The 20,605-nt window shown below is 43.9% G+C and carries 22 protein-coding genes; 9 read left to right on the top strand and 13 right to left on the bottom strand.

Annotated features, from left to right (window positions below; genetic code table 11):
• Positions 1-143: 143 nt before the first annotated feature.
• Genes RBB12_RS10295 through RBB12_RS10285 form a run of 3 tightly spaced genes read left to right on the top strand, consistent with a single transcriptional unit; the run spans position 144 to position 3,102 of the window.
• Positions 144-278, top strand: a complete 135-nt coding sequence (locus RBB12_RS10295) for a DUF2256 domain-containing protein (RefSeq protein ID WP_306013810.1) — start codon at positions 144-146, stop codon at positions 276-278.
• Entirely contained in the window at positions 268-1,566 is a 1,299-nt protein-coding gene (locus RBB12_RS10290; RefSeq protein ID WP_306013523.1) for a DASH family cryptochrome, read from the top strand. Before RBB12_RS10295 ends, RBB12_RS10290 begins: the two co-directional genes overlap by 11 nt.
• 3 nt (positions 1,567-1,569) lie before the next feature.
• Positions 1,570-3,102: a cryptochrome/photolyase family protein gene (locus RBB12_RS10285; RefSeq protein WP_306013524.1), complete on the top strand. Its 1,533-nt coding sequence runs from the start codon at positions 1,570-1,572 to the stop codon at positions 3,100-3,102.
• 137 nt (positions 3,103-3,239) lie between these two features.
• Here the strand turns inward: RBB12_RS10285 and RBB12_RS10280 are convergent, their stop codons facing one another.
• From RBB12_RS10280 to RBB12_RS10265, 4 genes are all read right to left on the bottom strand, one after another.
• A complete protein-coding gene (locus RBB12_RS10280; RefSeq protein ID WP_179385138.1) occupies positions 3,240-3,788 on the bottom strand; it encodes a ClpP family protease in 549 nt (182 codons plus the stop codon).
• A 76-nt stretch (positions 3,789-3,864) separates the two neighbouring features.
• Complete coding sequence (locus RBB12_RS10275; RefSeq protein WP_306013525.1) at positions 3,865-4,692, bottom strand: mechanosensitive ion channel family protein; 828 nt, start codon at positions 4,690-4,692, stop codon at positions 3,865-3,867.
• Between the two features lie 35 nt (positions 4,693-4,727).
• A complete protein-coding gene (locus RBB12_RS10270; protein WP_179385140.1) occupies positions 4,728-4,916 on the bottom strand; it encodes a hypothetical protein in 189 nt (62 codons plus the stop codon).
• Positions 4,917-5,546, bottom strand: a complete 630-nt coding sequence (locus RBB12_RS10265; protein WP_306013526.1) for an RNA polymerase sigma factor — start codon at positions 5,544-5,546, stop codon at positions 4,917-4,919. It lies immediately after the preceding gene.
• Positions 5,547-5,632: 86 nt separating this feature from the next.
• On the opposite strand from RBB12_RS10265, the gene RBB12_RS10260 reads away from it, so the two are divergent.
• From RBB12_RS10260 to RBB12_RS10250, 3 genes are all read left to right on the top strand, one after another.
• Complete coding sequence (locus RBB12_RS10260; RefSeq protein WP_306013527.1) at positions 5,633-6,322, top strand: hypothetical protein; 690 nt, start codon at positions 5,633-5,635, stop codon at positions 6,320-6,322.
• 198 nt (positions 6,323-6,520) lie between these two features.
• Positions 6,521-7,129: an outer membrane beta-barrel protein gene (locus RBB12_RS10255; RefSeq protein ID WP_293283526.1), complete on the top strand. Its 609-nt coding sequence runs from the start codon at positions 6,521-6,523 to the stop codon at positions 7,127-7,129.
• Positions 7,053-7,718 carry a hypothetical protein gene (locus tag RBB12_RS10250; RefSeq protein WP_306013528.1) on the top strand — a complete coding sequence of 222 codons (666 nt, stop codon included), beginning with the start codon at positions 7,053-7,055 and terminating at the stop codon, positions 7,716-7,718. The genes RBB12_RS10255 and RBB12_RS10250 overlap by 77 nt, the downstream gene beginning before the upstream one ends.
• A gap of 52 nt (positions 7,719-7,770) precedes the next feature.
• On the opposite strand, the gene RBB12_RS10245 is transcribed toward RBB12_RS10250, so the two are convergent.
• From RBB12_RS10245 to RBB12_RS10235, 3 genes are read right to left on the bottom strand one after another with little or no spacing between them, the layout of a single operon-like run.
• Positions 7,771-8,919 carry an MFS transporter gene (locus RBB12_RS10245; RefSeq protein WP_306013529.1) on the bottom strand — a complete coding sequence of 383 codons (1,149 nt, stop codon included), beginning with the start codon at positions 8,917-8,919 and terminating at the stop codon, positions 7,771-7,773.
• A 40-nt stretch (positions 8,920-8,959) separates the two neighbouring features.
• Positions 8,960-10,228 (bottom strand): kynureninase, encoded by a 1,269-nt coding sequence (kynU, locus tag RBB12_RS10240; RefSeq protein WP_306013530.1) that lies wholly within the window; start codon positions 10,226-10,228, stop codon positions 8,960-8,962.
• 58 nt (positions 10,229-10,286) lie between these two features.
• On the bottom strand, positions 10,287-10,751 hold the full coding sequence (locus RBB12_RS10235; protein WP_306013531.1) for a GNAT family N-acetyltransferase: 465 nt from the start codon (positions 10,749-10,751) through the stop codon (positions 10,287-10,289).
• A gap of 65 nt (positions 10,752-10,816) precedes the next feature.
• Here RBB12_RS10235 and RBB12_RS10230 point away from each other — a divergent pair, with 65 nt between their 5' ends.
• On the top strand, positions 10,817-11,458 hold the full coding sequence (locus RBB12_RS10230) for an O-methyltransferase (RefSeq protein WP_306013532.1): 642 nt from the start codon (positions 10,817-10,819) through the stop codon (positions 11,456-11,458).
• Here the strand turns inward: RBB12_RS10230 and RBB12_RS10225 are convergent.
• The 6 genes from RBB12_RS10225 to RBB12_RS10200 all read right to left on the bottom strand — a co-directional run bounded on the left by RBB12_RS10225 (position 11,424) and on the right by RBB12_RS10200 (position 17,102).
• A complete protein-coding gene (locus RBB12_RS10225; protein ID WP_306013533.1) occupies positions 11,424-11,996 on the bottom strand; it encodes a phosphatase PAP2 family protein in 573 nt (190 codons plus the stop codon). The two genes, RBB12_RS10230 and RBB12_RS10225, sit on opposite strands and share 35 nt — an antisense overlap.
• A 6-nt stretch (positions 11,997-12,002) precedes the next feature.
• Positions 12,003-12,275 carry a twin-arginine translocase TatA/TatE family subunit gene (locus tag RBB12_RS10220; protein ID WP_179385150.1) on the bottom strand — a complete coding sequence of 91 codons (273 nt, stop codon included), beginning with the start codon at positions 12,273-12,275 and terminating at the stop codon, positions 12,003-12,005.
• Positions 12,276-12,358: 83 nt separating this feature from the next.
• The gene (locus RBB12_RS10215) at positions 12,359-14,674 is read right to left on the bottom strand and encodes a M1 family metallopeptidase (RefSeq protein ID WP_179385151.1); all 2,316 of its coding nucleotides are present in this window, start codon (positions 14,672-14,674) and stop codon (positions 12,359-12,361) included.
• Positions 14,675-14,734: 60 nt separating this feature from the next.
• The gene (locus RBB12_RS10210; protein WP_306013534.1) at positions 14,735-15,253 is read right to left on the bottom strand and encodes a DUF6702 family protein; all 519 of its coding nucleotides are present in this window, start codon (positions 15,251-15,253) and stop codon (positions 14,735-14,737) included.
• Between the two features lie 302 nt (positions 15,254-15,555).
• Positions 15,556-16,365, bottom strand: coding sequence for a carboxypeptidase-like regulatory domain-containing protein (locus RBB12_RS10205; RefSeq protein ID WP_306013535.1), 810 nt, complete (start codon positions 16,363-16,365; stop codon positions 15,556-15,558).
• Positions 16,362-17,102, bottom strand: a complete 741-nt coding sequence (locus RBB12_RS10200; protein WP_179385154.1) for a carboxypeptidase-like regulatory domain-containing protein — start codon at positions 17,100-17,102, stop codon at positions 16,362-16,364. The genes RBB12_RS10205 and RBB12_RS10200 overlap by 4 nt, the downstream gene beginning before the upstream one ends.
• A gap of 214 nt (positions 17,103-17,316) precedes the next feature.
• On the opposite strand from RBB12_RS10200, the gene RBB12_RS10195 reads away from it, so the two are divergent.
• Positions 17,317-19,323, top strand: coding sequence for a hypothetical protein (locus RBB12_RS10195; protein WP_306026651.1), 2,007 nt, complete (start codon positions 17,317-17,319; stop codon positions 19,321-19,323).
• The gene (locus RBB12_RS10190) at positions 19,323-20,489 is read left to right on the top strand and encodes a gliding motility-associated C-terminal domain-containing protein (RefSeq protein WP_306013539.1); all 1,167 of its coding nucleotides are present in this window, start codon (positions 19,323-19,325) and stop codon (positions 20,487-20,489) included. The genes RBB12_RS10195 and RBB12_RS10190 overlap by 1 nt, the downstream gene beginning before the upstream one ends.
• Positions 20,490-20,605 lie beyond the last annotated feature (116 nt).

The following is a 20,605-nucleotide window of genomic DNA, read 5'->3' as shown; positions in this document are numbered from 1 at the left end:
GGGCGAATTCTGATTAAAACGATAAAAATAAGCATTTTGGTCGTTACGACGGGGCGATTCCAAGCTTTCCACCACATACATATATTTTTGTTTAATTTTTATGTATTTTTGTTAAACAATTATACGTCGTGGCACACAAAAAAATGCACCTTCCCACCAAAATCTGTCCCGTTTGCCAACGGCCCTTTGCCTGGAGAAAAAAATGGAAAAAGGATTGGGACCAAGTGGTGTACTGTAGCGAGCGTTGCAGAAAAAACATGCATAAACATGAACACTAGCCTGCTTTGGTTTGGAAATAATTTACGGGTATCAGACAACGAGGCCTTGCATTTGGCTTCAAAGGCCGATAGACTGATTGCGGTCTATTTTTTTGACCCTAGACATTATGAAATCGGTCCATTTGGCTTTAAGAAGACGGAGCGGTTTCGGGCAAAATTTCTTTTGGAAACAGTTCAACAGCTTCAAAAGAGGTTAAAAACTCTAAACATTAGCCTGCTGATCTATCCGAAGCAACCAGAAAATCGCATTCCAGAATTGGTGGAACGCTTTCAAATAGATACCATTTATCTACAAAAGGAATGGACTTCGGAAGAAACTACTGTTATAGCAAACGTAAAGCGAAAGGTTCCGGAAAATATCCAATTCTATGAAACCTTTGACCAATTTCTGTTTCATCCAGAAGATATTCCTTTTGAAGCTTACGAAAAGATTCCGCAGGTATTTACGGTTTTCCGTAAAAAGTGCGAAAAACATTGCGAAGTAAGGCCTTGTTTTGACGCTCCACAACCATTCCCAACAGATAACCTCGTTGAAGAAACTCCCAAAATGCCTACTTTGGAAGAACTCGGTTTTCCCCACTTTGAAATGGACCAAAGGTCGGCCTTTCCTTTTAAAGGTGGTGAGGATGAGGCACTCGAACGCTTGCAACATTATTTTTGGGATACCCAAAAACTGGCTTACTACAAAAAGACCAGAAACGGACTTGTGGGCACGGATTACAGCTCCAAGTTTTCCCCTTGGTTGGCCAATGGTAGTATTTCCGCTCGAACGATTTATTGGGAAGTAAAGCGTTTTGAGAAAGAGGTAAAGAAAAACCAGGACACCTATTGGCTCATCTTTGAGCTGATTTGGCGTGATTACTTTAAATATGTATCCTTAAAGCACGAGAACCAGATCTTTAAAATTGATGGTATCCTTGGAAACGAATATGATTGGCACAACAACAAAGCTGCCCAACATGATTGGATCAACGGGCAAACGGATGATGATTTTGTCAACGCCAATATGATAGAGCTGAAGGAAACGGGTTGGATGAGCAACCGTGGCCGACAGAACGTGGCTAGCTACTGGTCCAAACACCTGCAACAAGACTGGCGTATCGGTGCCTCCTATTTTGAAGCAATGCTCATCGATTACGATGTACACAGCAATTGGGGCAACTGGATGTACAATAGCGGCGTTGGAAACGACCCCAGGAATCGGACCTTCAATACCAAACGGCAAGCAGAGATGTACGATTCCAATGGAAAATTCCAAAGGCTGTGGCTGCAACACTCTTTATTTTAATCCATGAAAAAACTTCGACTGATCCTTGGCGATCAACTCAACCTTTCACATAGCTGGTTCCACGAAACAAGCGATGACCATGTATACCTAATGGCGGAAATGCGTCAGGAGACCGACTATGTAAAGCACCATATCCAGAAAGTCGTTGGCTTTTTTAGTGCCATGCGAAATTTCGCAAACACTATGGAAAACAATGGCCATCAAGTGATGTATTTCACCATAACCGACAAGGAGAATCCGCAAAACTTGCCCGACCTCATCAACCAAGTAATCGAAACGCGGCAAATAGAAAAATTTGAGTACCAATTACCGGATGAATATCGATTGGACAAGCAGCTTAAGGATATTTGCCAAACCCTTTCCATTCCCAGTGAGGCTTTTGACACCGAACATTTTTATACGTCACGCGACGAACTCAAAAATCACTTCAAGGGCAAAAAACAATTGATCATGGAAAGCTTTTACCGCATGATGCGGAAAAAACACCATGTTTTAATGGAAAACGACCAGCCCGAAGGCGGAAAATGGAACTTTGACCAGAGCAACCGGAAAAAATGGGATGGTTCGCCCAACATTCCCAAGGAACTTTCCTTCGACAATGATGTTAGTGCTATTTTGGAAGAAATCAAAAAGGCCGAAGTGGAGACCTTCGGCAATATCGACCCTAAAAACTTTGCATGGCCTACTTCCTACCAGGAATGCAAAAAACTGTTGGCCTTTTTCTGTTCCGATCTACTGACTTACTTCGGGGATTATCAAGATGCATTGCATACGGAGCAAAAATACCTGTTCCACTCCCGATTGTCCTTTGCGATGAACAGCAAAATGCTTTCCCCAAAAGAGGTTGTGGATGCTGTTGTAAACCATTACCATAATCACAAAAACGATATCCATATTTCGCAAGTAGAAGGATTTGTACGCCAGATTTTAGGTTGGCGCGAGTACATGAGAGGAATTTACTGGAAAGAGATGCCCCAATATGCCCAATTGAACGAATTGGATAACCATAATCCATTACCAGATTTTTTCTGGACGGGCAAGACCAAAATGAACTGTCTGCAGAAGTCGATTACCCAAAGTTTGGACGATGCCTACGCCCATCATATTCAAAGATTAATGGTGATAGGCAATTATGCGTTGTTGACCCAAATACACCCCGATCAAGTGGACGCCTGGTACCTCGGAGTGTACATCGATGCTCTTGAATGGGTGGAAATTACCAATACCAGGGGGATGAGCCAATTTGCCGATGGAGGCATTGTGGCCACCAAACCCTATGTAAGCAGTGCCAACTACATCAACAAAATGGGCAATTATTGTAAGGAATGCCACTACAGCCATACTAAAAAGACAGATGAAAAAGCATGCCCGTTCAATGCGCTGTATTGGAATTTCTTGGATGAGAAAAAAGCTCATTTCAAAAACAACCAACGCATGTCGATGATGTTGAGCTTGCTGGAAAAGAAAAGCAACGATGAATTGAAAGAGTTAAGGGAAAGGGCCCAACAAGTGATAGCCCATCCGGATGAATTTTGATTTTAACGATTCTTTAATATCCGAGAGTAGCTGCCCCGCCGTATATCTTTAAAATATTCCGCTTCGGCGTCTATATATAAAAAGTCCTTCACAATGCATTGCGAAGGACTTTTCACTTTTTTGGAACTATTGTTTTCCTATTTCAGGATTTCATCCACGATCCCGTACTCCACGGATTCTTCGGCGCTCATCCAATAATCACGATCAAAATCCTTCATCACCTTTTCATAAGGTTGGCCACAGTTTTCCGAAAGGATCTTGGCGCCCAATTCTTTGGTCTTGATGATTTCCCTTGCTTGGATTTCGATATTGGAGGCTTGTCCCCTTGCGCCACCACTGGGTTGGTGGATCATCACTCGGGCATGCGGCTGTATAAACCTTCTTCCCTTTTCCCCTACCGATAACAGTATGGATCCCATGGACGCTGCCAAACCAGAGCATACCGTAGATACCGGACTTTTGATTTGCTTGATGGTATCGTAAATGGCAAAACCGGAGGTTACGTATCCCCCTGGGCTGTTGATGATCAATTGGATTTCCTTATGGTTCAACATATCCAAGTAGAGCAATCTGTCTATGACATGCTTGGCAGAATCGTCATCTACTTGGCCCCAAAGGAACACTTTTCGGTCCTCTAACAGTTTTTCTTGGATCAATTCCTGAACTTTTCCTTTTTTTGAACTCATTATATAGCTATTGTAAGACTTCAAAAATAATCAAATTCCAAGGAAGTTGAGGCACTTGTTCGCCACAATGACCCGATTATGATTTTATCTCCACCTTTTGGGAAACCACATCCTTTATCGGAATGATAAATTTTCCCTCCTTGGTCTCTAGGGTAAGGCTGTTGTTCTCAATGGCCTTTATGGTCCCTTCATCTCCGTTGATCACAATTCTATCGCCCACCACATAGGTCTTGCGGGTGTAGAATGCCCTAAGGATATCGGCCACGATCTCGCGGGACCCCAACCCTACCCCCAAAGCGAATGCCAATAGGAAGGAACCCATGATCAGGGTAATGTTGTTGGTGATAATGGTAGTATCTACCCCTGCTTGGTTCAATGCTGTAATGGACATAAAAACGACAATCACGTAAAAGAACAGGTTGCTCACAATATTGGAACCGCCAAACTCAAGGGAATCGAACAACCGCTTGATGGTCTTCTTCACGTAGTTTCCAATATAAAACCCGAGCATCAATAGGGCCAATGCACTAAAGAATTGTGGCAAGTAATGTAAAAGGTTGCCTATTTCCTGTGAAATGATCTTCCAATCCAAAATATCAGCCGCCACAATCAAAAAGACCAAAATCAAAAACCATCGCACAAAACCCAATATGATTTTTATGACATCCACATTGAGTTCGCCCTTCCCGGCGACCTGCATTCCATTGATCTTATCGTTGAGCAGGTCAACTTTGGCCAATTTTAGGATTTTCTTTAATAGGAACAGTACAATTTTGATGACAATCCAACCTAGGCACAAAATGACCAAGGCCCCCAAGATTTTAGGAAAGGCAGATGCAATCTCTTTGCCCATTCCCGATAGTGAATCAAGGGTCACATTTTTCCATTCGTTAATAGTCTCCATAGTTGTTGTTTATTTATAGTGTTCTGTTAAGTTGATTAGTTGTTTCCCATGGTTCTGAATAGTTTGCGCAAAGCACCCCCCAGATTGATGGAGAAGAGTGAAGCCATATCCATGATCAACTTTGCCGCCGCAATGTCGTTCATGACCTTTTGCTTCATTTCGGGAGGGGCCTCGTGTAGGGAGGCCTCCAGTTCCTTAAATGGGTTTTTGTGTTTCTTTGCCATCTATTCCAAGGTATTATAGATTTCCACTAGTCGTTCCTTTGCTCTTTTAATGCGCATTTTCACCGCACTTTCCCCAATCTCCAACAAGGAGACCAGATCTTTGATGCTGGCCCCATCTTGGTATTTTAACAGCAGCAACGATTTGTCTTCTGCCGCAATCAGCTCCAATGCCTTTTTGAGTTTGTCAGCTTTCATTTCAAACAAGCTCTCATCGGGCACTTCTTCGGTAAGCTTATGTTCGGAAGTTTCCACCTGAACGGACTTGTCCCGTATTTTCAGTTGTTTGTTCCGGTTGACATAATTGACACAAAAATTATAGGTAAATGAGTAGAGCCATGTAGAAAACTTCGATTTGCCCTTAAAGGTTCGAAGTTTGATAAAAAGCTGAAGGAACACATCTTGGGTGAGATCCTCCGCTTCGTCCGCGGATTTTGCGAATCCGTAACATTTGTTATAGACCATTGTAGCATAGCGGTCGTACAACTTTCCAAAAAGCATGGGGTCGTTGTCCGCAACAATCTGTTTCACCAATTCCTCATCAGATAGCTGCACGTATAAGTCTTCCTTTTCCAAAAACGCTTTGTCGGGGTTACTTATAAGTATGAGAAACAGGTTTTTTAAAAAAGTCACTCCAAAAACAGATTTATTTGACCCAGCTTTTTAAAATGGGGGGCAAATTAACGGATTTTCCTAGTATATTTGGTTAAAAACCAGACATGAAGACCTATTACATCGCCGGACTGCTTGCCTTTTTATTTTTTACCGCTTGTAAAACGGAACCGAAGAAAACCGAAACTGCGGCCGAAACTACCGAAACCGAAAAGACCGTTCCCGAACGGATTGCGGAGGCCCATGGTTTTGAGCATTGGAAGGATGTGGAACGAATCACTTTTACGTTCAATGTGGACAGGGATTCCATGCACTTTGAGCGTAGCTGGGATTGGGAACCCAAAACCAATATAGTAACAGCCATTTCGGGTGCGGATACCTTAAGGTATGACCGGAATGCGATGGATAGTATTGCACTAAAGACCAATGGTGGTTTTATCAATGATAGGTATTGGTTGATGGCCCCCTTTAATCTCATGTGGGATGCTAATAACTATACCTTTGAGCATACAGCAGAGGCAACTGCCCCCATTAGCCAAGAACCTATGCAAAAGCTGACCATTGTATACGCCAACGAAGGCGGCTACACTCCTGGTGATGCCTACGACTTTTATTTCAAGGACGATTACGTTATTCGGGAGTGGGCCTATCGAAAATCCAACCAAGAGGAGCCGAATTTGGTATCCACTTGGGAAGATTATGTGGAGATGGAAGGCCTCCAGTTGGCACAACAGCATAACCGACCGGAGGGTGGAACCAGTCTATACTTTACAGGGCTTTCTGTGAGTACGCAGTAAATCCGTTTAGATTGTTTGTAAACTTTTGAAATTCTTAAAAATGAATTTCATGCCATGTAGAGATAAAACTAGTATAATCATCAAAATATCGATTGATCAAACTTGTTTGTAAGAAAATATTTATCGAATTTCGTTTCGATAAACCAAAATCAACCTTTGAAAACAAGCCTATCCCTTAAGCAATCAATCGTCATTTTTATGACGGTTTCCTTCCTCAGCATATATAATCTACATTCCCAAGACAAAAGTGATTGGGGCCTTAACTTTGGTGCTACCTACACCTCACTTTGGGGAAACGATTTTGCAAGAGCTGTTAATTATGATGTTGGAATTCTATTGGGGCTCCATTATGGATATGAGTTTACCCCTGGTATCATCTTGGTAGCCAATGTAAATTACGAACGCCGCACCGTAGATGGAAATGGAATATATTTTAATTATGAGGGCCGGCCTACGGAGGAATATAATTATAAGGATAAGTACCATTATCTAAATATCCCGATTCTGATTAAAGTACCTTTTGGACAAAAGGAACTCTGGCACATAGGTTTCGGACCATTTATAGGTCTTCTGTTAGACGATTCCATTCGAAGTGAAGGTATTAATTCATCTTTTAAAAGTACGGATTACGGTCTTACCGCTGGTTTGGGAAAAGAATTTCCATCAAAAGGCAAATCCAGTTATATCCTTGAGCTCCAATCCGAACTAGGACTGGCGAACACCTTGGATTTTGAGAGTTTTGATCCAAATGCACAGACTAAAAGAACAAGCACAATTAAACTTATTTTCACCTGGGTTTTTAATTAGAACAACGGTTATCATGAAACATTTTTTGAACATCTTTTTATTACTAGCCATTTATGCAGCATCCCCTGTTAAAGCTCAAGATTCCGACAATGTGCCCAACAACAAAGCTGTTGTTTATTTTGTACGGGCAAAATCAATGGGGTCCCTGGTGAATTTCACTTATTTTGATGGAGAACGAGCAATTGGAAAATTCAATGGACGAAAATATCTCCGATATGAGTGTGACCCTGGAGAACACCTTTTTTGGGCACGGTCCGAAAACAGATCTTTTGTTGAGGCTAATTTAGCAGGCGGAAAAACTTATATGATAGAGGCACTTCCTAGAATGGGAGGGCTTAAGGCGGCTGTTAAATTGGTTCCTGTTGATATTGAATCCCACAACATGAAAAAAATCACAAAGCTATTTTCGAAAAAAGATATGGTGCAGTTTACAGAAGAAGAGATTGCCGAGCTTCAGAAAGAAATGACCGAGGTAATTGTCCGTGGAATGGAAAGGTACCAACAAGGCAAGGAGGAAGGCGAGGAAATGGCAAAACTAATGCCTAATATGACCATTGACATATCTACCATCCGCACAAGTCCCAAGTAAGCAAACCTAACAGTTAAGTCCAAGATTAGTAAAGGGTTAAATTAATAAATACTCATCTCCCCCTTCTCCTTAGGAAAAAAGTAATCCCAAAAACCAACAGGGCCATGCACAAGAGCAACATAAAGCTATAATTGAGCGAGGCGCTTTCCGCAATAAAACCGAGAATTACAGGGCCCAACAAAAACCCGATATACCCAAAGCCCGCGATAAAGGCTACACCTTGGGAAGAATCCACGCCCTTCACGTTGCCACCAATACGGAACAATTCGGGTACAATTACCGAAAATCCCAACCCGTTTAGGGCAAAACCGATTATGGACCAAGTGGTTTGTTGGGTCAGTACTAAAAAATATCCACAGGCCGCAATCAGCGCACCCAACCCCACCAACTTAATGGAGCCCATCCGGGCACTGATGCCATCACCTAAAAACCTACCAAGCGTCATGGTGGTGGAAAAGGCCAAAAAGCCCGCACCAATGAGCATTTCCGGAGCCTTGGTCATTTCCTTGAGATAAAGGGCGCTCCAGTCGATGATGGCCCCTTCGCTACCAAAGGAAACAAACCCAATGATTCCCAACAACAGCAAGGGTTTAAAAAGTTTGAAGCTGAACGGTTCCTTTTCCACGGGCGCTGCTACAATGTGGATGTAATGCTTTCTAAAATATAGGTTGATGATGAACACCAATACCACCGTTATGCCCATGTGCAACACTGGACTTCCGATTACGGGAATCAAAAAGCTGCCCAGTCCCACCAGAATACCGCCTAAACTGAAAAACCCGTGGGCCGCAGACATGAAGTTTTGCTTATCCTCTTTCTCAATCTCAGTGACCAAGGTATTTATGGCAATATCGATAAAACCGTTGCCCGCACCAAATAGGTAGAGGGCCAACATCAACAGATAATAATTGGGGGCCATGAGTGGTAGCATGGCGGTGGCAGACACAAAGATAACCCCAAGCCAAGAAGCCCTGCCCACCCCAATCCGGTTGATCAATTTGGATGCCACGGGAATAATGGTAAATACTCCAAGCGACAGACAAAACAGGGCTATGCCCAGATCAGCCTTGTCTATCCCCAGTTTTTCTTTAACAGTGGGAATATAAATGGCCCATGTACCGAACCAAATATTGATACTGGTAAACACCCATGAAACTCCAAAATATCTTGGATTGGACAAAATCAGTTGTAAGGACTTCATAAATGGAACTGGTTGGTTGAATTCTTGTAAAAGAAAGAAGTTATTTAGTTTGGATGCCTTGTTTTAATATCTGTCCAAAACGGTACATATCTTCATAGGAGCAATAAAATGGTGCAGGGGCCAATCGAATCACATTGGGTTCCCTCCAATCCGTGATTACACCGTGCTTCATCAAATAATCAAAAAGGGACCTGCCCTCACCATGCAAAAACACCGAAAGCTGGCATCCTCTATCTTGGGGTGTGATGATCTCGAAGGTACTATCCACCTCCTTATCGATTTCGTGCAGCACAAACTCCAAATAGGCCACAATGGTCTTTTGTTTTTCGATAAGCGCATCCATGCCCACTTCATCAAAAAGCTCCAAGGAGGCCAAGTAAGGAGCAACGGAAAGTATGGGCGGATTGCTCAACTGCCATGCGTCGGCACTCTCAATGGGGTCAAACTCGGGCTTCATCAAAAAACGGGTTTCCTTTTTGTTGCCCCACCAACCTTCAAAACGGGGAATATCCTCCTTGCCCAAGTGGGTTTCATGAATAAATATTCCAGATGCGTTACCAGGCCCGCTGTTCATATACTTGTAGCTGCACCAAGCGGCAAAATCGGCGCCCCAATCATGCAAATGCAGTTTGATGTTTCCCACGCCATGTGCCAAATCCCAACCCACAAAGGCGCCAGTATCTTTTCCTGCCTTGGTAATGGCTTCCATATCCAAAACCTGGCCATTGTAATAGTTAACGCCACCCATCAACACCAAGGCAAGCTCATCGCCCACTTCTTGGATTTTTTGGATGATATCTTCCGTACGCCATGCGTGCTCCCCTTCCCGCTTTTTTACCTCTACAATTGTTTCTTCGGGATTCAATCCATGAAAACGCACCTGACTTTGGAGCATATATTGGTCGGATGGAAAGGCTTTCTCTTCACAAATTATCTTGAATCGCTTAGCCGTGGGCCTGTAAAAGGAAACCATCAATAAATGAAGGTTTACGGTGAGCGTGTTCATCACCGAAATCTCTTTGGGCTTGGCTCCCACCACCTTGCCCAATCCTTCGGCAAGCCGCTCGTGGTAATCCCACCAAGGTTTATCGGCATAAAAATGTCCTTCCACGGCGAGTTCCCGCCAATCCTTCATCACCTCGTCCACAAACCGTTGGGTTCGTTTGGGTTGCAGCCCAAGGGAATTGCCGGTAAAATAAATCACATCCTTTCCGTTGACCTGAGGGTAGTGGAACTCATTTCGGTACGGGGCCAAGGCATCGGAAGCGTCTAATTGTTTGGCGAATTCGAGTGTATTTTGGAACGTCATTTTTCTTTTGGTTTGTCCCAAAAATACAACTTGTGGGGGTAATGTGGCGAAAAGAAAACTATTCCAACCGCATTTCGATGATATGTTTTTTAAAGCCCACCTTTTCGTAGGCTTTAATGGCCGAAATATTGTCATTATAAACGGTAAGCCGAATCTCCTGAAACCCTTTGGCATGCGACCATTGTTTGAGCTCTTCCACGATTTGGGCATTGATTCCCCTGCCGCGATAGGCTACATCGGTATACATAAAACCCAAATAAGCGTACCGTTCATGATTAAGATAATGCCTAGCCTGTTTGGGAATGGCATAGCCTGAAGCGACTATCTTCCCTTCAACTTCGGCTACCACCACATGGGATTCGCTATCTTGAATCATAGCACCAATATTGTAGTAACTGATGGTTCCACTTTTTATGGTCACATCGAATGGGCGTTCCGCCTTAATGATTTCCTGTTCAAAATTGAGCAGTACGGGGAGGTCGTCCATAGTCGCCGCCCGAACCGTTACCTTTGGTAATGTCATGAAGTTGTTTTGTTTAATAGGTACACCAATGTAGTTGTTTTCCCTATTTTTGCGAAAAATATCACATGCATTTCCTATCGCCCATATTGGAAACTTATATTGCCAACCATTCGGAGGACGAACCGGAACTGTTGCAAGAACTCACCCGTGAAACCCATTTAAAGGTAATCCAGCCCAGAATGATCACGGGACATTTTCAAGGGAGGGTCTTGAGTATGTTGTCCAAGATCATCCACCCAAAGTACATCTTGGAAATCGGGACCTATACGGGCTATTCGGCGCTTTGTTTGGCGGAGGGGCTTCAAAAAGATGGGGAATTACACACCATTGAGGTCAACGAAGAACTCTATCCCATGCAGCGGAGGTATTTTGATAAAAGCGGGCATGGTTCCCAAATCCATCAACATATTGGTGATGCACTGGACATTATTCCCAACTTGCTCCAAACCTTTGACCTTGTTTTTATCGATGCACAAAAGGTCAATTACGATGCCTATTTTGAGGCGGTCATCCAAAAAACAAGACCGGGCAGCATTATTCTTTCGGACAACGTACTCTGGTCGGGAAAGGTGGTGGAACCTTTGCAAAAATCGGACAAGGCTACGAAAGCTTTACTGGCTTACAATCAAAAATTGAAAGAGGATAACAGGGTGGAGACCGTTCTTTTGCCCATTAGGGACGGACTGACCTTGAGCCGGGTACTATAAATCGTTCGTACAGCACATAAAACAACCAGCCAGACAATAATCCAACCAGCATTCCAACCAAAATATCGATAGGAAAGTGTACCCCGACATAAATTCGGCTCATCGCAAAAAGCATGGGCCAGATAAAAAACAAAATCGCCCATTTTACTTTGTGCCTCAGGAAGAGGAACACCAACATGGTAATCGAAAACGAACTGGAGGCATGTCCAGAGAAAAAACTATAATCCGTGGGTGTTTTTAGTATTCGGATAAGGGTATTGATTTCTTCCGTATTGTTGGGACGTAGCCGCGCTACCGAAATTTTGGTGACATGTGTTATCAATCCGATGAAAACAGCTAGCCCCAAAACCATCAGAAACCTATACCAAGCTTCCTTTTTGGGGAACTTCAGAAAAAATAGCGCTATAAATAACAGAAAAAGGGGAATCCAAGTGGTGAATTGAGTGACCGTGGACCAGAAAACATCGTATTGTTCTATACCCAGCCCATTGAGATAAATAAAAGTGTCCCTGTCCCATTTGAGCAGTCTTTCCCACATGGATATTTATTTATTGAGATCTCGTTTGATGGAACCAGAAACTTCGTTCACATTCTTCTTGACATCGTCAATTTCCTTTCGGATATTCTTGGTAAAGTCGGTATCCACGTCGGCGCTTTTTTGGATTTCGCGCTTAATATCGTCGGTGGCATCCCTGAGTTGGCGCATTCCTTTGCCGAGCCCCCTGGCTATTCCAGGGATTTTATCCGCACCAAACACCATCACCACTACAAATAGGATGAAAAATATCTCGGCTCCGCTGATGAATAAAAATTGCATGGCACAAATATAATCAGATCTTAGGTTCAAAATAAAAAAAGCCCCGTGAAATCACGGGGCTCTTAACATAGTTTTTTGGAGTCTTATTTTCCTTTGATGTTCTCCTTGAACTTATCAAAGTCGGACTTCTCTTCTTTCTTAGGCCATGAGTTATTGGTGGTATCGATATCGGCAGTCTCCAATTTGGGGTCTACCACAATTCCTACAATCTCCTTTTGGGTGGCCATTACTCTTTTCACCTCAGCATCGTTCTTTCTCCAGATTTCTGGTGGATAGGTTACGCTTTCGGTGGTGCCATCTGCGTAGGTATACTCCACGATCAATGGCATCGGGATACCTCCTGGCTTATCAAAAGTGATTTCGTAGAAATACTTAGGCTCTTTTACCTGAGACCTTTCGGCTTCGGTCATATTGTCCATCATAAATGCCTTCAAGTTTTGGGAAGTCTCTGTTGGCGACTTTCCTTTCAGTTCAGGCTCAAAGTCCTCGCTGTCTTCCTCGGCCAAGTACACCAATGGTGGTAGGTCGGCTTCGGTAAGATTTCTATCGGCCATATATTTTTCCATTTCCTTGGTAGGCTTGTTGGATACGTAGTACTTTTTAACGCCCTTCACGCCGATGTCTACATAATCAGTAGTGTAGAACCATCCTCTCCAGAACCAATCCAAATCCACTGCAGATGCATCTTCCATGGTGCGGAAGAAATCCTCAGGGGTTGGGTGCTTAAACATCCAACGTTGCGCATAGGTTTTAAAGGCATGGTCAAAAAGCTCCTTGCCCATTACGGTCTCCCTAAGAATGTTAAGGGCCGTGGCTGGCTTAGCATAGGCATTTGGACCAAGCTGGTACACGTTCTCCGGATTGGACATGATGGGAGAAATATAACTCTGGTCTCCTGCCATGTAGGGAACAATCTTGGATGGCTCCCCTCTTCTGGACGGGTATTTTTCGTTTGGAGCAATAACATCTGGATAGTTTTCGCCAAATTCTTGCTCGGCCAAATACTGCATGAAGGTATCCAATCCTTCGTCCATCCAACCCCACTGACGCTCATCGGAGTTGACGATCATCGGGAAGAAGTTGTGTCCTACTTCGTGGATAATCACACTGATCATCCCATACTTTACCCTATCGGAATAGGTACCATCCTCGTTAGGACGACCATAGTTCCAACAAATCATTGGGTATTCCATTCCTTGGTTCTTGGCATGAACGGATATGGCTTTATGGTATGGATAATCAAAGGTGTGTTTTGAATAGGTCTTTAGGGTCTGTGCCACAGCTTTTGTAGACTGCTCCTCCCAAAGGGGATTTCCTTCTTTGGGGTAAAGCGATACGGCCATCACATCCTTATTTCCTATTTTGACGGCCTGCATGTCCCAGATAAATTTTCTGGAGGTAGCAAAGGCGTAGTCCCTTACATTGGTTGCTTTAAACTTCCAAGTCTTGGTATCGTTGGAAAATCCTTTTTCGGCAGCTTCGGCCTCTTCTTGGGTTACAATGAGCACAGGCTTGTCGTACGACTTGGTAGCTTGCTTGTAACGCTTCATCATTTCTTTGGAGAAAACTTCGTCACGGTTCTGAAGTTCCCCAGTGGCATCCAGCACGTGGTCGGCGGGTACCGTGATACTTACCTCGTAGTTACCAAAAGGCAAAGCGAACTCGCCGCTTCCCCAGAACTGGTGGTTTTGCCATCCTTCGACATCGCTGTAAACCGCCATTCTTGGAAAGAACTGGGCGATTACATACGCACGGTTTCCATCCTTTGGGAAATATTCATATCCCGAACGTGCTCTGTTTACAGTGTGGTCTGGAATGTTGTACCACCATTTGATGGAAAATGAAATCTTCTCACCGCTCTTTAAAGCCTGCGGAATGTTCACTCGCATCATGGTTTGGTTGATGGTGTACGACAATGGTTTGCCATTGGCATCGGTTACGGATTCGATATTGAACCCGCCATCAAAAGGTTCGCTGATATAGGTTTGTGCAAAATTATCGGCAGTGTAGGCAATGTTCACACCGTTTCCATCGCGCAATGGGGATTTGGAATCCTTGGCACGTACATTTTGGTCCAACTGCACCCAAAGAAACTCTAGGTCGTCTGGCGAATTGTTATGATAGGTAATGGTTTCCTCTCCACTGATTCTCGCGTTCTTGTCGTCCAATTGGATGTCCATTACATAATCGGCCTGCTGCTGGTAATAATCGGGACCTGGTGCCCCGGAGGCGGACCGATAGGTGTTGGGAGTTGAAAACTCCTCATACAATTGTTTGAATTTACTCTGGTTGTAATGACCGGGCTCCCGTTCCTGTTTCACTTCGCCCTCTTCTTGCGCCATGACCATGGCACCAAAAAGGAACAACACGGAAGCAAAGCAATACTTAAATCTGTTCATTTTCTATCTGATTTTATAAGGGTGAAAAATAACTAATTTTAACCAATTGTTAAGAATAGGTTATAAGTTTAACATTCCTTTATTGTTTTCCCGAATGAGCACAAAACTTTTTTTGTTTTCCTTCCATTTGACATGCACGATGTTCTTTTGCTCATCGAACAGATCGGTAAGGATTTCGTTCTGTACGGACATGGTTTTGGTTTCCGATAAATTGACATTGGAAATTTCCAAATAGCAGATTACCACATCGGTGTCGTACCGCTTTCCAAGAAAAGTATAATTGGCAGGTTCCCCGTCGAGTTCCACCAAAAATTTTGTCCTGAAGTATTTTTCGATATACTCATCTGCCACCTTGGATTCGTTCGGTGTCGCCAATTTGGCTTCAATTCCATAGCGTTCTTTAAGAAGTTTATCCAAATCATCAATAAATATCCGGCTTGTAATCTGAAAGGCGGCATCATCCTCGGAATAGTTAATATTGGTAACGCTGACGTAGAATTTATGGGCTATTGCAAAAGATACCATTAGAAAAAGTACCATGGGAAGCAATGCCTTTTTTAATTTCTTGAATTTCCTCATCGCATCATAATCTTTAATTGGGAAACAATGTTACGGTTTTATGCTAGCTAACGCAATTAACTTGCCAAATTCGTTTAGATAACAGAATTGAGATTTTAGATGTTAGATATTCTATTGCTGACTCCCGACTCCTGACTTTTGACTTTTGACTCCAACAAAGATTTCTCGACTGCCCCTTCGACTGCGCTCAGGGTGACAGCTCGAAATGACAAGAACCCTATTGGTGCTAATTCGTGAAATTCGTGTCAACTCCCAACATGAATCCCATAACTCGTAACTTACCACTCCCGACTCCTAAAAAATCAATCCAAATCATTGTTCTCCCGATACGCCCTGCTTTTCCGAATCATGATATCCAAAATTTGCAGTTTGTCCTCGGAAGCTATCGCATTTTGAAATGCTTCGTCCACTTCGCAGAAATACATGAAATCGTCAATGCGCTCCATGGGAATCTTCAAAGTGGTCAAAAACAGGGAATCTCCATAAAATCCTTGCACTTCTTGGGTCTGGGCATAAGTTCTATCAATTTTTACCCGGTTCTTGAGCATTTTTGTACGTCCGGTGATGGCATTGATGATGGGATTCAGGCTCATACCCCCACCGGCTCCGCCAAGTCCGCCCCCAGCGGTTACGCTCATGGCAGATGCTTCTTGCAGCTTTCGTTCGCTCTGTGTGGGTATCCGACGATGGGCATTGGGCAGATTCAAGGCCTCAGCAGTCACATCTTTTTCCAGTACCACCCGGTCGATGTCCTTTGTGAGGTCTCCCGTAAGATTATAAGGGGTCACCACCACTTCTTTCAATTCGTTCACAAACTCCTGCATGGGAACCTCAACAAAGTTGGAATTGTACAGGGTTTCGGTGACAGGTACTATTTTCCTAAGAAAGTGTACGGCAGAGAACACCAAGGTATCGTTCACGCTGACCTCGATGGCAAAATTCCCGTCCAAATCGGTGATAACGGCGTTTTGGGTGCCTAGATTTTGGACCACCACCCCGACCACATCCTTATCTTCGCTGACCACTCTTCCCTGCAATACCTTTTCCTCACCAGATTGGGCAACGACCCATTGGGTTACAAAAAACAATACCGCAAGCCAGCAGTTTTTCATTCTTCGTTCAAGGTTGCCAGATATTCTTTGCTCTGGGTCACTAGAAAATCGATCAACTGAAATTCGTTCTCCTTTTTTAGAAGCGTCTGTGAAGGTACTTTATCGTCGCAGTATAGTAGAAAAGCATCGATTTTATCCTGTGGAAGTCGAAGATCTACGACAAAAAATTCATCGTCGTACACTTGGCGAAGTACCTCGCTTACCTTTAAAGGCTCCCTTTCCTGTCCGCTTTCATCCTGCGACTTGAACAGCGCCTTGAAAATGTTCACGAAGTTGATACCGTCCCGCATCCCCCGAGTAATCCGGGAATTGGCCACATTTTCTACCTCTGTGCCACGATCTATTTCGTATTCAAACTGTTTAAAGTCTTCGTTCTTGACCTCTAGGAAACGTTCTTGGTTTTCCGGGGTAACAATCACCTCGTCCAACTCCTGCACCTTTTCGTCCACTTCGACCACCAAACGGTTATTGGCCAAAATTTCTGGGGTGACATCCACTACTTTCAGCTGATAGTTGATGGCGGTAAATACCAACTGGTCTCCTTCCTTCACTTCGATCATAAACTCACCGTTATCGTTGGTAATGGTCGCCCGCCCACTAGTGGAGTTGATAACATTCTCATTGGGCACATTGGAACTCCTATACAGCACCTTCCCCCTCAGCATGGTGCGTGAATCCTGTGCTAAGCACCAGCCGCTCAGGAGCAAAGAGAACACTATCAAAAATGTATTTTTCATGTATACGTGTTTACTACAAGTTAAAGAAAAACCTTGACACCGATATAAAAAATTAAGTGGTTCTAAACTTTTGTTAATTCTGCGTTGCCAAATATAGGAAAGTGCTTTCCGTTCACCCGTAAATTTCGTGTTTGGACGGTATTTATGATAAAAATTGGAACATAAGTTTAGTTTTGCTTTTTACGTTTGGTGAAATCCTCAAATAACTAACACTGTGAAAACTTACATTGTCTATTTGGTCATTGGCCTAGTGGCGATCAACTCCCTGAGCGCGCAGGTAAAAATCGGTGACAACCCGCAGAACTTGAACCCCGCATCGTTATTGGAACTTCAAAGCTTCAATCGTGTTTTGGTCATTACCCGGGTTACCGATGCCCAAATGAGCGGTATTTCCCCACTGCCCGGTGCCGTGGTCTACAATACGGACCAAGGCTGTTTGCACTATTACAATGGAACGGAATGGATCAATATCTGTGAGGAGTTGGACAATTCGTTTACCGTGAGTACAAGGGCTGATTCCCTGCAACAGGTAAATCCCAATGCAAGGGACAACACCATTGCCATTTTGGAGTCCATCAACCCAGATGGAAGCACCAATTATAATTTTGAGGTCAACCGAATTACGGGGGCGAACATTGTGGATACGTCCATCAACGGTTCCACCAAACTGCAGAACGAATCCGTGACCAATAACAAATTGGCCGAAAAGTCCGTAGGACTACGGAATTTGGCCGATGCCACCAATACTGGCGACCTGTTGATGTACAATGGAACCGCATGGAACTTTGTGAACCGTACCGACCTGCTGAACACCCAGTTGGACAGTATTGTGGGGAATGAGGTGGTTGGTCCTACCGATGCCACTCTCCTTGTAAATGGTGCTGGAAGTCAAGCAGACCCGTTGACTTTGGATGTGGCCGAAGGCGGAATCACCGCTTTTGAGATTGCGACCGATGCAGTGACCACGGATGAAATTTTAAATGGCAACATACTTACAGAAGATATTTCGGATGATGCGGTGACCACCGTAAAGATTATTGACGGGGCGGTGACCAACGCCAAACTTGATAAAGCGAATATCCCTTTAAGCGGATTTGGGCCCGCTGCTGCGAATGTTGATTTGGGAAACAATAGGATTGTTGATCTTGCTGATCCTGTAGATGCTTTGGATGCTGTGAACTTACAGTCTTTGAATGCGGCAATTTTGGCTTCTGAGTCTAATGATAATGATACCGATGCAACCAATGAGTTACAGGATTTAGACTTAGCCACAAATATTTTGACGCTTAGCAATCCAGCAACACCAGGAAATCAAGTCGATCTCAGTTCATATTTGGATAATACAGATGAACAGGACATTGATACAAATGGAAATCCAGGAAATATTCAAATTGATAACGGAAGCGTCCTGAATCTAAATGTAAATGATGCTGACTCAAGCCCGACAAACGAAATCAACACTCGTTTCGAGGTCGTGGGCACAAATCTTGAATTAGAGGATTCTAATGGAACGTTGCCCGTACCACTTGCCGACATTGTTGCGGGTGTGGACACAGACGACCAGACGGTTACGGATTTCAGCATCGTGGGAACGGACCTGAGCATCACCTTGGAAAACGGGAACACCGCGACCGTGGCGCTTGCAGACATTGCTGCGGGTGTGGACACAGACGACCAGACGGTTACGGATTTCAGCATCGTGGGAACAGACCTGAGCATCACCTTGGAAAACGGGAACACCGCGACCGTGGCACTTGCAGACATTGCTGCGGCGGTAGATACAACATTAGCAACAAACGATTTAACACAATCTGATGCAAATAGAGTATATGACATTAACGCTGGAAGCCTAAGTTTCACAAACGGGAGTGTCGGTGTTGAAACTACTGGAAATCCAACTTCCACTCTACAAACAGGGGGATCGTTTGCTACAGGGATTGACAATTTAAGCGGCTCAATTGATTTAACTTCCATTGACATTCAAACGATTATAATAACTGGAAATTCGACCATTACGCTACCGCCAGCTAATGCAACTCCTGGAAGGATTTATATCATCAAATGCCCTGATACATCGGCAATAATTGCTTCACCAGATTATACGGTGACAACTTTAGGTGGCCAAAATTTCTTAGATAGTCAAGGTGAAGTTGAAACAAATTTTGGCGCTGGAATCACTCAACTTCAAAGTGATGGAACCAATTGGCAACAAATCAACTAATGAAACCCCTCCTCCACATAACCGCCCTTCTTTCGGTCTCTTTTTGTTTGGCCCAGAGCGGGCTGTACAATAGTGGCAACTTTACGGTGCAAAACAATGCCCAGATCGGGCTGCATACCGATTTTATCAACGATGGCAATTTTGACCAGACCACCGGACTCGTCGGGTTTTATGGCAATAGGCCCATCATTGTTTCCGGAAGCATTCCCCCCACCCTTTGGGACACCGAGATTTTGATGAGCGGCAACGTCTTTTTGCAAAACACCCTATTGGTACGCAACAATGTCAATTTTATTGATGGGGACTTTTTAAGCCCAACGAACATTTCGGCGGTGAACCTGAATTTTATGGACACCGGATTTTTTACCGGGGAAAGCGATGCCTCCAAGGTCACTGGCTTTGCCGCGATTACCAATCAGGATGTTTTTTCCTTTCCGGTGGGCGATTCGGCACAGCTCAGACCACTGATCCTGAATTCCCAAGGCAATACCCCCTTGGCTGTTTGCGCTTATTTTTTTGAGGACCCTTCCAATCCGGAGACCATTTTGCAGGGTTTCGATACCGAACAAAAAGTCAGGGATATTGGAACGGTGTCGGACCGTGAGTTCTGGATCATCCAAAGTGATCTGCCTGCACAGGTCACTATTTCGTGGAACAGCCGAAGCTCCTTGGCCACCATACCCAATGCCACACTGGAGTCCATCATTGTGGTAGGCTGGAGCAAAGCGTCCAACCAATGGGTCATTATTGGAAATTCGGCCATTAGTGGCGACCTTGCACAGGGGTTTATCACCTCGCAGACCTTTGTTCCGAGCGATTTTGCGGCCATTACCTTTGGTACCATTCCATTGCCCACAGATACTTTTGCCGTGGAAAACCCGACCCTTGGCAATTATTTTTTGAGTCCTAATGGGGATGGCATCAACGATTTTTTGGTCATCGATGGGATGGAAGAATCACCGAACAATAGCTTGCGTATCTTTAACCGCTTTGGTCAAAAAGTGTTTGAAAAGTTCAACTACATCAACGAATTTAACGGGGTATCCAACACGGGAAGTTTTGTGGTGAGCCAAGATGCTGGGCTACCCGAAGGTGTCTATTTTTACTTGGTTTCGTTGGACGACCTAGAGTTGCAGTACACGGGCTTCCTTTTTCTGGACAGATAAAGCCATTGAACATTATTTCTTTCCGTTTTATTCTTTTTCATAAATTTGTGCTGGTCCTAAGATAATACCTCACGCAAGACCACCTCTTCTTTCCCAAACACTTTTGCAGTAGTCAT

The sequence above is a fragment of the Allomuricauda sp. MMSF_3307 genome (assembly GCF_030733585.1).
GTDB lineage: Bacteria > Bacteroidota > Bacteroidia > Flavobacteriales > Flavobacteriaceae > Flagellimonas.
Note: the sequence above shows the minus strand (reverse complement) of the source record. Positions and strands in the feature narration are given on the sequence as shown.